At 65.4% G+C, this 12733-nt stretch carries 13 protein-coding genes; 10 read left to right on the top strand and 3 right to left on the bottom strand.

What is annotated here, in order from left to right:
* The first annotated feature begins 115 nt into the window (after positions 1 to 115).
* The 8 genes from BBA01S_RS15010 (at position 116) to BBA01S_RS14970 (ending at position 6519) form a co-directional block, all read left to right on the top strand.
* Positions 116 to 1000 carry a LysR family transcriptional regulator gene (locus BBA01S_RS15010; RefSeq protein WP_027817170.1) on the top strand — a complete coding sequence of 295 codons (885 nt, stop codon included), beginning with the start codon at positions 116 to 118 and terminating at the stop codon, positions 998 to 1000.
* Between the two features lie 107 nt (positions 1001 to 1107).
* Entirely contained in the window at positions 1108 to 1644 is a 537-nt protein-coding gene (locus tag BBA01S_RS15005) for a GNAT family N-acetyltransferase (protein ID WP_027817169.1), read from the top strand.
* A gap of 98 nt (positions 1645 to 1742) precedes the next feature.
* Entirely contained in the window at positions 1743 to 1955 is a 213-nt protein-coding gene (locus BBA01S_RS15000; RefSeq protein ID WP_027817168.1) for an oxidoreductase-like domain-containing protein, read from the top strand.
* A 61-nt stretch (positions 1956 to 2016) separates the two neighbouring features.
* Entirely contained in the window at positions 2017 to 2907 is an 891-nt protein-coding gene (locus BBA01S_RS14995; protein ID WP_084162182.1) for an NAD-dependent protein deacetylase, read from the top strand.
* Positions 2908 to 2961: 54 nt separating this feature from the next.
* Complete coding sequence (locus BBA01S_RS14990) at positions 2962 to 3588, top strand: pyridoxamine 5'-phosphate oxidase family protein (protein ID WP_027817166.1); 627 nt, start codon at positions 2962 to 2964, stop codon at positions 3586 to 3588.
* Between the two features lie 27 nt (positions 3589 to 3615).
* Positions 3616 to 4269: a DUF938 domain-containing protein gene (locus BBA01S_RS14985; RefSeq protein ID WP_027817165.1), complete on the top strand. Its 654-nt coding sequence runs from the start codon at positions 3616 to 3618 to the stop codon at positions 4267 to 4269.
* 252 nt (positions 4270 to 4521) lie between these two features.
* Complete coding sequence (gene gndA / locus BBA01S_RS14980; protein WP_027817164.1) at positions 4522 to 5934, top strand: NADP-dependent phosphogluconate dehydrogenase; 1413 nt, start codon at positions 4522 to 4524, stop codon at positions 5932 to 5934.
* A 255-nt stretch (positions 5935 to 6189) separates the two neighbouring features.
* Positions 6190 to 6519, top strand: coding sequence for a DUF4148 domain-containing protein (locus BBA01S_RS14970; protein WP_027817163.1), 330 nt, complete (start codon positions 6190 to 6192; stop codon positions 6517 to 6519).
* 760 nt (positions 6520 to 7279) lie between these two features.
* On the opposite strand, the gene BBA01S_RS14965 is transcribed toward BBA01S_RS14970, so the two are convergent.
* Entirely contained in the window at positions 7280 to 8083 is an 804-nt protein-coding gene (locus BBA01S_RS14965) for a DUF2968 domain-containing protein (protein ID WP_027817162.1), read from the bottom strand.
* Positions 8084 to 8226: 143 nt separating this feature from the next.
* Positions 8227 to 8547, bottom strand: coding sequence for a hypothetical protein (locus BBA01S_RS14960; RefSeq protein ID WP_027817161.1), 321 nt, complete (start codon positions 8545 to 8547; stop codon positions 8227 to 8229).
* Between the two features lie 351 nt (positions 8548 to 8898).
* Here BBA01S_RS14960 and BBA01S_RS14955 point away from each other — a divergent pair, with 351 nt between their 5' ends.
* Positions 8899 to 9642, top strand: coding sequence for a peptidoglycan DD-metalloendopeptidase family protein (locus tag BBA01S_RS14955; protein WP_027817160.1), 744 nt, complete (start codon positions 8899 to 8901; stop codon positions 9640 to 9642).
* Between the two features lie 206 nt (positions 9643 to 9848).
* Positions 9849 to 10853 carry a low-specificity L-threonine aldolase gene (gene ltaE, locus BBA01S_RS14950; RefSeq protein ID WP_027817159.1) on the top strand — a complete coding sequence of 335 codons (1005 nt, stop codon included), beginning with the start codon at positions 9849 to 9851 and terminating at the stop codon, positions 10851 to 10853.
* A 61-nt stretch (positions 10854 to 10914) separates the two neighbouring features.
* Here the strand turns inward: ltaE and BBA01S_RS14945 are convergent, their stop codons facing one another.
* Positions 10915 to 12315 carry an MFS transporter gene (locus BBA01S_RS14945; protein WP_042297241.1) on the bottom strand — a complete coding sequence of 467 codons (1401 nt, stop codon included), beginning with the start codon at positions 12313 to 12315 and terminating at the stop codon, positions 10915 to 10917.
* Positions 12316 to 12733: the final 418 nt, after the last annotated feature.

Below are 12733 nucleotides of genomic sequence, written 5' to 3'. Positions count from 1 at the left end.
CGTTGTTTTTGCCGATGAGCGCGACCGTCGACGGGCCCGGACGCGCTATCCTTGCGCTTTTGTTCCGCGGTATGCGGGCCATGCCTGAGGCTGGCCTGCATACGGCTCGCGCACCATGCGTCTACGTCATATCGAAGTCTTCCACGCGATCATGCGCACCGGCTCGCTTTCCAAGGCCGCCGAGTTGCTGTGCGTCTCGCAGCCCGCCGTGAGCAAAGTGCTCGCGCATGCCGAGCGCAGCGCGGGCCTCAAGCTGTTCGCGCGTGCTCACGGCCGCCTGCAGCCCACGCGCGAAGCCGAACTGCTGTTCGCCGAAACGCAGAAGCTGCAGTCGAATCTCGACAGCATTCGCGATCTCGCCCGCAATCTTTCGTTGCGTCCGCAAGGATTGCTGCGGATCGGCTGCCTGCCCAGCCTCGGGATGAGCCTGATTCCACAGGCCGTCGAAGCGTTCCGCGCGAGCTATCCGGACGTCTCGCTCAAGATCCAGACCCGCCATACCGATGAACTGCTCAACGCCCTGCTTACGCGCGAACTCGACGTGGGCGTTGCGCTGAACCCGCCCGCGCGGCCAGGCATCGAGGCGTTCGAGCTCGGGCGCACCGCCGTGGTGTGTGTCGCGCCGCCCGACGACCCGTCGCCCGAAGACGCGCCGCTCGCGCTTGAGGAGTGCGTCGCGGGCGAATGGATCAGCATTGGCAATGTCGATCCGCTGGGCGAGGCTATCGGGCATTGGCTCGAAACGCAGGGCGTGGACGGGCAGCTTGCCGCCGTCGAGGCGCAGACCTGGTACGTGGCGCGCTCGCTCGCGGCGCGCGGTGTGGGGCGTGTGCTGCTCGACGAGATCACGGCGCGCAGCGCGGGCGAACCGGTGGCGATCCGGCGCGTCGCGCCGGAACTGACGGTCGGCGTGTTCGCGGTGTGGCGCGACGGAGGCATGGATTCGCAGGCGGGCAGGGCGTTTGTAGAGGTGTTGCGGGCGGGGCTGGGGTTGAGTTGAGGTTGACGTTGAAGTTGCAGGGGTAAGTTTTCGCCGAGCCTGGCCATGCCTCTTTCACCGCCATGGTTGCGGGCTTTACGCGCACTCTCCCTACCGAGGAAACAACGATGAAAATTCACAACGCGCCTCAGTCAGGCTATCCAGGCCTCTCGCTACGTCAGCTCGAACGCCATGATTTGCCTTCGTGGTATGCCTATCTGCGCAAGCCTGACGTTGTCCGGCACACTAGCTGGAACCTGCAATCGGAAAATGACCTTCTGCCGATGTTTGATGGGTTTGACTCTGAGTTGCCGTCCTCAATCAGGCGGTTGGCGATCGTCAACGACATTGCTGGCGACCTGATTGGCACGATAGGGTTTCATACCGTCTCCGACGTCAACCGTACCGCTGAAATCGCGTATGACCTTGCGCCTGACTATTGGGGCAGGGGCATTGCGAGCGCCGTATGCTCGGCGGTGACTGAATGGTCGTTTTCGGCATTTGGATTTATTCGAGTGCAGGCGACAGTGCTTGAGACGAACTCAGGCTCGGCGCGCGTGCTGCAGAAGTGCCGGTATCGGCACGAGGGGTTGCTTCGCTCCTATCGCATGATCCGCGGCATACCCGGAAATTTTCAGTTGTATGCGCGCTTGAGCGACGACTAGTCACCAGGCGCCAGACATGGCCCCCTGCAGCGCCCTCAACGCACCTCGACGCCCTCCCGTATACTGGAAGGCGTTCTGCTTAAAAAGCCTGTCCCTTCATGTCTTTGCCCCCGCGTCCCGAGGACGATCCGCGTCCGCAGCCGCCCGAGCGGCCCGATGACAACGCCTGCTGCCAAAGCGGCTGCGACCCTTGCGTCTTCGATCTGTACAACGACGAAGTGAGCCGTTACCGCGCCGAACTCGCGGCGTGGGAAACGCGCGAGGCGCAACGTCAGCCGGCAGCGGAACAATCCGCGAAAGCGACGGGCTAGCAAGCCGCCACTTCACGCCACGCCACGCCAAGCCCCGCCGAGTCGAGTCACGTCCCGAGCCATGCCCGATCCCGCCCCGCTCATCGCCGTCAATTCCGTGGTCTCGCCCGCACCGGCCACCCTGGAAACCGCCGCGCTCGACGCGCTTCACGCGTTCATCGAGCGTCACCCGCGCCTGTTCGTGCTGACCGGCGCGGGTATCAGCACCGATTCGGGCATCCCGGGCTATCGCGACGACAACGGCGCCTGGAAGCGCTCGCCGCCCATCACGCTGCAAGAGTTTCTCGGTTCGGAAAGCTGGCGACGCCGCTACTGGGCGCGCAGCATGATCGGCTGGCCGACCGTCGGCCTTGCGCAGCCCAACGGCGCGCACCGCGCGCTCGCGCAGCTCGACGCGGCGCAACGGGTCGGCGCGCTCGTCACGCAGAACGTCGACGGCCTGCATCAGCGTGCGGGCAGCCGCGACGTGATCGAGCTGCACGGCAGCATCGGCCACGTGCATTGCCTCGATTGCGGCGCGCAGTACACGCGCGCCTCGATCCAGCCGGAACTGGTCGCGCGTAACCCGGCCGTGGCGGGCGCACTCGCCGAACCGGCCGCCGACGGCGACGCCCATCTCGACTTCGACGGCGCCAATGCCTTCGACATTCCGGCCTGCGCGGCTTGCGGCGGCATGCTCAAGCCCTCCGTGGTGTTCTTCGGCGAGAACGTGCCGCGCGAGCGCGTGGCCGCGGCGTCGGCGGCGCTCGATGCGGCGGACGCGGTGCTCGTGGTGGGCTCGTCGCTGATGGTGTATTCGGGCTATCGCTTTTGCGCCTGGGCGCAGCAGCGCGGCAAGCCGGTTGCGGCCATCAACCTCGGCAAGACGCGCGCCGATCCGCTGCTTGCGCTCAAGGTGGCGGCGCCCTGCGCGGCCACGCTCGAAGCGCTCGTCGCGCGCCTCGCGGCCTGATTCGCTGTTGATTTGCATCGCTCCAGATTCGATCCATCGACGAGGAAGTGCCCCATGCTGAACACGATGAACACGACCGCCGAACTCGAAGCGCACTACGGCGCGCCGAACGAACGCTCGCTGCGCAAGGAAATCGACCATATCAATGCGGATTACCGCCGCTTTATCGAGCTGTCGCCGTTCGTGGTGCTCGCCTCGGGTGGCCCGGACGGGCTCGACTGCTCGCCGCGTGGCGACGCGCCCGGTTTCGTGAGGATCCTCGATTCGCGCACGCTCGCGCTGCCCGACCGGCCCGGCAACAATCGCGTCGACAGCCTGCGTAACGTCGTGGCCGCGCCGCAGGTCGGACTGCTGTTCATGGTGCCGGGCGTGGGCGAGACGCTGCGCGTCAATGGCCGTGCGCGCGTGAGTCTCGATGCGGCGCTGCTAGAAAGTTGCGCCGTCGACGGCAAGCCGCCGCGCTCGGTGCTGCTGATCGAGGTCGAAAGCGTGTATTTCCACTGCGCCAAGGCGATTGCGCGCTCGAATCTCTGGGATCCGGCGCGCTTCGTGGAGCGCTCGCAACTGCCGAGCGCCGGTGAAATGCTGCGCCGCGTAAGCGACGAGCAATACGGCGAGGGCTTCGACGTCGAACGCTACGAAGCCGATCTCGCCGAGCGCATGAAAAAGAGCCTCTACTGAACTGAAAACCGACATTTGCCGAACCCGATGACCGACCCTCAAGCCAGCCTGCGCCTCACCGCGCCCGCCGCCGCGCGCAACGCCGCGCCGATCCTCGACGTCCTGCGCATGGCGCTGCCCGCGCGCGGCACGGTGCTGGAGATCGCGAGCGGCACGGGCCAGCACGCCGTGCATTTCGCGGCGGCGCTGCCCGGCATCGACTGGCAGCCGAGCGACGCCGATCCGCGCGCTCGCGCCTCCATCGACGCGTGGCGCGCGCACGCCGGCCTCGCGAACCTGCGTGCGCCGCTGGATCTGGACGTGCGCAGCGAACCATGGCCGATCGAGTCGGTCGATGCGATCGTCTGCATCAACATGATCCACATTGCGCCGTGGGAAGCCGCGATTGCGCTGACGAAAGGCGCGGGCGCGCGCATTGCGCCGGGCGGCGTGCTGGTGCTGTACGGGCCGTACCGGCGCGACGGCGCGCACACGGCGCCGTCGAACGAAGCCTTCGACGCCGATCTGCGTGCGCGTGATCCGGCATGGGGCGTGCGCGACCTTGAGGCCGTCGATGCGCTTGCGCGCGCCGAGGGCTTCGTTTGCGAGGCTGTCGTGCCGATGCCGGCAAACAATTTCACGGTAGTTTTTCGCAAGGAGAAGTTGGCTGCGAGCGCCCAGCAGGCGTCAACTGAGCGATAATCGCGGCCCTCGATAAGCGGCGCGCGCCCACAAAGCGTGCGCCGGACACGAAGACAATGCGAAGACGAATGCAGGTGCGATTGAACGCGCGGTTGCAGGCGCGATTGCAGGCGCAAAGGCGAGGCGAAAGCGCGCTGTAGCCCTTGCCCGCAATCACGCATCGTTGGAGCGTTTCCCTTATCCTTGCACGATCGACGTCTTGCGCAAGACCTGCGCGAGCGTCACCCCAATCGATTGAAGTGGAGAGTCAACATGAGCAAACAGGCAATCGGCGTGGTGGGTCTGGCCGTGATGGGGCGCAATCTTGCGCTCAACATCGAAAGCCGCGGCCATGCGGTGTCGGTGTTCAACCGCAGCCGCGAGAAAACCGATGAGCTGATCGCTGAGTTCCCCGAGCGCAAGCTGGTGCCCACTTTCACGCTCGAAGAGTTCGTGGAGTCGCTCGAAAAGCCGCGCCGCATTCTGCTGATGGTCAAGGCCGGCGAAGCCACCGACGCCACCATCGCGGCGCTCAAGCCGCTGCTGGACAAGGGCGACATCCTGATCGACGGCGGCAACACGCACTTCACCGACACGATCCGCCGCAACCAGGAACTCGCCAAGGCGGGCCTGCATTTCATCGGCACGGGCGTGTCGGGCGGCGAAGAAGGCGCGCTCAAGGGCCCGTCGATCATGCCGGGCGGCCAGCGCGATGCTTACGATCTGGTTGCACCGATCCTCACCGAAATCGCAGCGAAGGCGCCCGCCGACGGCGAGCCGTGCGTGGCCTACATGGGCCCGGACGGCGCAGGCCATTACGTGAAGATGGTGCACAACGGCATCGAATACGGCGACATGCAGCTGATCGCGGAAAGCTACGCGGTGCTCAAGCAGGTGGCCGGCCTCACGAACGAAGAACTCGGCAAGGTCTATACCGAGTGGAACCAGGGCGAGCTCGACAGCTACCTGATCGAAATTACCTCGAAGATCTTCGCCAAGAAGGACGAAGAGACGGGCCAGTACCTCGTCGACGTGATCCTGGATCGCGCCGCGCAGAAGGGTACCGGCAAGTGGACGAGCCAGAACGCGCTGGACCTGGGCGCGCCGCTGCCGCTCATTACCGAAGCCGTGTTCGCCCGCGTCCTGTCGTCGCTCAAGACGCAGCGCGTGGCCGCGAGCAAGGTGCTGTCTGGCCCGGACGCGAAGCCGTTCTCGGGCGACCGTGCGGCCTTCATCGAAGCTGTGCGCCGCGCGCTGTACTTCTCGAAGGTGATTTCGTACGCACAGGGTTTCGCGCAGCTGCGCGCCGCCTCGGACGAGTACAAGTGGGATCTGCAGTACGGCACGATCGCCAAAATCTTCCGCGCGGGCTGCATCATCCGTGCGCGCTTCCTGCAGAAGATCACGGACGCCTACGCGAAGGACGCGCAGCTCGCCAACCTGCTGCTCGATCCCTATTTCGCCGATATCGCGGCGAACTATCAGGCTGCGCTGCGCGACGTGGTGATCCAGGCCGTGACGGCAGGCGTGCCGGTGCCGGCGTTCTCGTCGGCGATTGCGTACTTCGACGCTTACCGTTCGGAGCGCGTGCCCGCCAATCTGGTGCAGGCGCAACGCGACTTCTTCGGCGCGCACACGTTCGAGCGCACCGACAAGCCGGGCAGCTTCCACGCCGACTGGTCGTAATCGCATCAACCGGCAGGTCGTAGTGGGCGGCTAGGTCAGCGTTCACTGCGGCTATTGCCCGCATTGTCGTTGCGGGTATTCGTCGAATGAATAGGGGGACCTCATGAGGTTCCCCTTTTTTATTACCGTTTTCGCAACGGTGTATTTTGTAATTAGGGTTTTCCCTAGAGCGGATAAGAGCCTAGACTTCAGTCAATCGCAGACGGACATGAACACCCGCCCGGAAGCGTCAATAAAACAGATGGAGGTCAAATCATGAAGAAGCTTATCCCCGCAGTCGTCGTGGCAGCCGCTCTCGTTGTTCCGTCGCTTTCGTTTGCCCAGTCGAGCCAGCAAGGCTTGACCCGCGCCCAGGTGCGCGCCGAGCTCGTCGAGCTCGAACAGGCTGGCTACAACCCGTCGGCCGACCGTGTGAATTACCCCGAAAATCTTCAAGCCGCCCAGGCGCGCGTGACCCAGGAAAAGCTGGCTCGCGGCGACACCAGCGGTTACGGCGCGCCGGCAGTTGGCACGTCGCAGGCTGGCGGCCCGGCTGTGCAACCGGCACATGTCACGCCGTCGCAGGCAGTGTATTTCGGCCACTAAGCAGGGCGTGGCTGTGAGTTGAAGCGGAGCTGCGGTGTGCAGCGGCTTCGCGAAGAAGGCGGTTGTAAATGCAGTGCGAGTAGTAGCAGTAGAAGTGGTAGTGAGTGGAGCAGTAGAAGGTTGCAGTGAGCACAGAGGTGTGTCAGGCAGTTGCAGTGCGCAGTTGAAGTTGTTGTGTTGTTGCTTGAGTGGTTAGCAGTGGTTAGCAGTGGTTGCAGGTAGTGAGTAGTAGAAGTTGCAGTACGCAGTAGAAGGTCGAAGCAAGCACAGAGGTGTAGTACGCAGTAGTGGTCAGCAGTTGCAGTACGCAGTTGAAGTTGTTCTGGTTGTTGCTTGAGTAGTTAGCAGTTGCAGCATGCGGTACGTAGTAGCAGTTGCAGTACGCAGTAGAAGGTCGAAGTCAGCACAGAGGTGTAGTACGCAGTAGCAGTACGTAGCACGCAGTTGATGTTGTTGTGTTGTTGCTTGAGTCGTTGCGGTACGCAGTAGATGTTGCAGTAGCAGTTGCGTGAGAAAGAGGCAGTAGAAGTTGCAGTAAGCAGTAAGCAGTAAGCAGTAAGCAGTAAGCAGTAAGCAGTAGAAGTCGCAGTACGCAGAGAGGTTGCATGAGTTGTTGCAGTAAGCAGTACTCGCAGGTGTATGAAGCAGCAGAGGTAGAAAGTGAAGTACGCAGTAGCAGCATGCAGTCCAGCGCGGCCCGGTTCTTACCGGCCCGCGCTTTTCGTTTTTGGGGCGCCGGTTTTCGCGCCGCGCAGCCGCTTCAGCGCCCAGGCAAATGCGGCACGCCTTCGTTGCTCGTCACGCTGAGCTGATGAATCGTCCGGTGCGCCTTGTTCAACTGCGCTTGCGCCGCAATGCGCTGCGCCTCCAGTTGGGCCACGTCCCGGCGCACCTGATGCTGGCGTGCCGTGACCTGATGCTCCTGTTCCGCGTGACGTTGCAGGTCTATTCGCAGCCGTTCGGCGTGCGCTTCTGATTCCTCGATTTGCCGAGCCAGCGTCGCATTTTGCGCAGCCAGCTGCGCAAGACGCGTTTCGCCATCGGCTAGACGCGTCGCCTGCTCCTCCAGATGGTGAAACACCGCGCCCGCGGATTCGAGATCGGCGGCGCGAAAGGCATGCCAGAGCGTGTCGTCCTGGTACATGGCCACAAAGTACGCGAGCGAGCGCGCGTGAAACAGCAGCGTCACCGAATAATCGAAACTGCGGAATGCGCGGAAGGTGCTCAACTCGTCCGCAGCGGCGAGGGCGGCGAAAGACGCGCCGTCTGCAAGCTGAACCGGGCGATTGGCGAGGTGCGCGGGCACGGCCGGCACCACATGCAGCGTGGACACGGGGCGGGCAGGCGCGCTCGAATCAGGGCCGTCCGCCGCAATCGCGCTGGCTTGCTCATCGCTGCCAGCGGCGTCAGGCGCGTGATTTGCTGACGGCGCTGCGTCGGCGATGAGTTCGACTGCCTCGATTGCGGCGTTCGCGTCATCGGATGACGGATCGACGTTCACGGAGACCAGATGCGATGCGCCGCCCGACAGCACGGCGTTGCGGCGATGTAGAAATGACTTCACGGTGTGTCCCCAGAAATGCCCCGCCAGACGGTTCGTGCATCCTGCGACTTGAATGACCGATAACGTTCGCCAGGCGGTCAGGCGGGGCGGGCGCTCGCGCGGCCCGCTCCGGCGTGTCCGATGATGGTTGTGCGCCCGGCGCGTCAGTGCAGCAGGCGCGGCCGGCGTGCGATATCGTCGAAGAGTGCGCGGCCGGGCTCCAGCGCGAACAGCCAGGTCTCGTCGTAGCCGCTCAGGGTGTCGAGCGCATCGCGCAGGCGTTCGACGACGATGGCGGGTATCTCGACGGTGGCGTGCAGGCCGCCGGACAGGCGGGCGACGCTGGCGTGCTGGACAAGTTCGTCGGCGGCTTCGGCCACGTCGGCGGCGAACACGAGGTGGTTGTTCAACAATTCGACGAGGCCCGGCGATGCCGCGACGTCTTCGACGTTGATCTGCACAGAAAGGAAGGTGGCTTTGTTCATCCTGGGTTCCCTCAGGGACGTACGTTGCACCACAGCGAGAGGCGGATCGGCGGTTTTTGTCTGATTATCGGCAGGCGATAAAGCCCAGTATAGGCGAGGGCTGAAACGGGCTAGCGAGTTTGTACGACGGAAGTAAGAACATTCTGCCGATGGCAGGGAATTTAACGGATGCGGCTGTGCGTGCGCCTTAAAAAAGCCGCCACGCCCGGGACGATATAATGGGGGCCGTTCGCCAATTCCGGCTTATTAATCAACGGAGAGGGTTTCGCGGGCGAACGCCGGCGGCCCCACGCGCATCCAACAATACGTATCCCCGTCGTACGTAGCGAGGAACCAGCGAGGAACAGCAACATGAATCAACAACGGCGAATTCCAGGCGCGTACGCGGCTCTGGCTGCACTCACGCTTGCCTGCGGCGCCTGTACGCTCACACCCTGGGAAGGCAACCGCTACTCCGCGCCGCCCACCCCGACATCCAACGGTGTGCCCGCTGGTTACTACCGCGTCAATCCCGGCGACACGCTTTCGCGCATCGCGTCGGCTTATGGCCAGCGCCCGCAGGATCTGGCGAGCTGGAACCAGTTGCCGCCGAACGCCCAGGTGCTGCCGGGCCAGGTGCTGCGCGTCGCGCCGCCCGCAGGCTACAGCGCCGGCGCCGCGCCCCAGCCGCCCGCGCTCACCAGCAACGCGCCTGCCGCGAACGGTGTTGCCGTGCCCAATCCGGTTGGCTCGACGCTCACGCTCATGTGGCCCGCGCGCGGCCCCATCCTGCAACGCTTCGTGCCGGGCAAGTCGACGGGCATCGTGATCGGCGGCGCGCCGGGCGAACCGGTCAAGGCCGCCGCCGCTGGCCGCGTGGTGTACGCGGGCACGGGCATCGAGGCTTACGGCCCGCTCGTCATCATCAAGCACAACGACCAGACCGTGACGGCCTATGGCCACAATGGCCGCCTGCTCGTGAAGGAAGACGACGCCGTCTCGCAGGGCCAGCCGATTGCCGAAATGGGCGTCGACAACAATGGCGTCGCGGGCGTTCAGTTCGAAGTGCGCAGCGACGGCAAGCCGGTCGATCCGCTGCCGCTGCTGTCGCGTTAAATCTTCGCAATACCTCTCGCGCGGCGCTCCCGCAACGCCGCGCAACTTCGCGCCCTGCCTGTCGCCGTGCATTTCGGTGCGCTTTTCGGTGCGCTTTTCGGTGATTTGCCAGGGCGCGTTGTTTGAAAATACACTCGATGGTTTCCACGTCTCGCCTGCTTGCCGTGCACCGCCAGACGGCTCGGCTTTTTTGAGGATTCCATCGCATGATCGATTTGCGTAGCGACACCGTCACCCGTCCCAGCCAGCCCATGCTGGCCGCCATGACCCGCGCCGAAACCGGCGACGACGTCTGGGGCGACGATCCCACCGTGCTGAGCCTGCAAGCGCGCGTCGCCGAAGAAGCCGGCAAGGAAGCGGGCCTGTTCTTCCCGAGCGGTACGCAAAGCAACCTCGCCGCGCTGATGGCGCACTGCGGGCGCGGCGACGAATACATCGTCGGCCAGCTGGCGCACACCTATAAGTACGAGGGCGGCGGCGCGGCGGTGCTCGGCAGCATCCAGCCGCAGCCGCTCGACAATGCCGCGGACGGCTCGATTCCCCTCGAACGGGTCGCCGCCGCGATCAAGCCGATCGACGATCACTTCGCGCGCACGCGCCTTTTCGCGCTGGAAAACACCATCGGCGGCAAGGTGCTACCGGCGGCCTACGTCGCCGAAGCCACGCAGTTCGCGCATGGCAAGGGCCTCGCGACCCACCTCGACGGCGCGCGCGTGTTCAATGCGGTGGTGGCGTCGAGCCAGTCGCTGGGCGCGCTGGCCGAGGGTTTCGATTCGGTGTCGATCTGTTTTTCGAAGGGACTGGGCGCGCCGGTCGGCTCGGTGCTGGTGGGCAGCCGTGCGCTGATCGACGTGGCGCACCGCTGGCGCAAGGTGCTGGGCGGCGGCATGCGCCAGGCGGGCGTGCTGGCGGCGGCCTGCCTCTACGCGCTCGACCACAACGTCGCGCGCCTAGCCGACGATCACGCGAATGCCGCGCGCCTCGCGGCCGGACTTGCGCAGATCGACGAGGTCAAGGTGACGTCGCACGCCACGAACATGGTGTTCGCGCAGTTCCCGCAAGCGGACTGTGTGCCGCTGGAGGCGTGGCTCAAGGAGCGCGGCATCCTCACGCAAATGCTCTACGCGTCGCGCTTCGTGACGCATCTGGACGTGAGCGCCGCCGATATCGACACCTTCGTCGCCGCCGTGAAGGCGTACTTCAACCGCTGATTCTCCCGGCGTCAATAGGCGGCGCGGGCAACCGCGCCGCTTCCTCCTGCTTCCTCCCGCTTCAATGTCCGCCTGCGCGATGCGACGGTGCGAACAGGCGCAGGCCGCTCGCCACGCTCGCTGCCGCCGAGAACGCGGCGCCCAGGCTGAGCGCCACGGTCGGGCCATGCTTGCCCGCGATCCCGAAGCACAGCGCGACCAACGCCGCACCCGTGGTCTGCCCGAGCAGCCGCGAAACGGCGACGGTGCCGCTCGCGCCGCCGCTGCGCTCGGGCGGCGCGGCCGCCATGATCGCGCGCAGATTGGGCGACTGGAAGAAGCCGAAGCCCGCGCCGCAGATCGCCATGCGGATCACGATGTCGATCACGCTCGGGTGCACCGGCAGCATCGCCAGCGACGCCATGCCCACCGCGAGGATCGCCAGCCCGATCGCGCCGAGCAGGCCCGGCGGATAACGGTCGGAAAGGCGTCCCGCGATGGGCGCGGCGGCGGCCACGACCACGGGCCAGGGCGTCATCAGGAAGCCGGTTTCCACCTGGCTGCGCATCAGCACGGTTTCGAAATAGAACGGCAGCGACACGAACGCCAGGCCCTGGGCCGCGAACGAGCAGATTGCCGTGAGCGACGAGAGCGCGAAAACGGGGCGCTTGAACAGATCGACGGGCAGCATCGGCGCGGGATGGCCGACTTCGCGGCGGATCAGCAGCGCGCCGAACACCAGCGCGATGACGGCGGCCGTCGCCACTTCCTTGCCCGGCGCGCGCTGCGCCGCCTCGCCGAGTGCGAAGATCAGCGCGGCGAAGGTCACGAGATTGAGCAGCGCGGCGACCGGGTCGAACGCGTGCTTGCCGCGCGCCGTCTGCGGCAGCGCGGGCATCGCGAACACCAGCGCGACCACGCCGAGCGGCACATTGATCGCGAACAGCCACGGCCACGTGCCCGCCGAGAGAATCAGCGAAGCCATGGTCGGGCCCACCGCGAACGACACGCCCACGATCAGCGCGTTCATGCCGAGGCCGCGCCCGAGCCGGTGCGGCGGGTAGAGAAAGCGGATCAGCGCGGTGTTGACGCTCATGATCGCGCTCGCGCCCAGGCCCTGGAGCACGCGCGCCCCGGCCAGCGCCGTGAGCGACGGCGCGAGCGCGCAGGCGAGCGACGCGACGGTGAAGATCGCCAGCCCGCTCAGATAGATGCGGCGATGGCCGAGGATGTCGCCCAGCGCCGCGAGCGGCAGCAGCGTGGCGACCATCGCGAGTTGATAGGCGTTGATGATCCACACCGAGGCCGCGGGCGCCGCGTGCAGATCGGCAGCGATGGCGGGCAGGGCCGTGTTGGCGATGGCGGTGTCGAGCGTCGCCAGCGCGACGGCGAGCATCACGGCGGCCATGGCGCGGCGGTTCTTCGCCGTCATGGGGGCGTCGGCGCGCCCGGTTTCTTTCGGCGCGGATACGGTTTCGGACAAGGCGGTCTCAGGCGTGGTCAGGGCGGAGCAAAGGTTCAGGCACGGGCGGGGGCACAGGCGCGCCACGGCATCGTGCGAACGATTCCGCGATTGTCACAGAGGTCGCGCGATTGTGCAGCGCTTGCTTCAGAGCGTGGGGAAGCTGTAAGCCGAGTCTTTATTCGCGTCGTGATCGCAACTAACAGCCAGCCCGTGCGGGCTTCGCGAATGGGCCGTGCAGCGGCGCATAACGCGTTTCGCTACCCTATACGAACGCCGTAGATAATGCGTCCTGCATGGTTGCCGCGCCGCCGCACGTCTTGAAAATGTCCTACTCTGCAAACTGATCTGCGCCTGCCGGCCCGCGTTTTTGCGTGGCCGAAGTGCACCGCGACGGTGCCCACGCGCGTTGCCCTTGCGAGCGAATCTCGCCATGCCC

This window comes from Paraburkholderia bannensis NBRC 103871, assembly GCF_000685015.1.
Taxonomy (GTDB): domain Bacteria; phylum Pseudomonadota; class Gammaproteobacteria; order Burkholderiales; family Burkholderiaceae; genus Paraburkholderia; species Paraburkholderia bannensis.
This window is presented reverse-complemented; position numbering and strand designations above follow the sequence as displayed.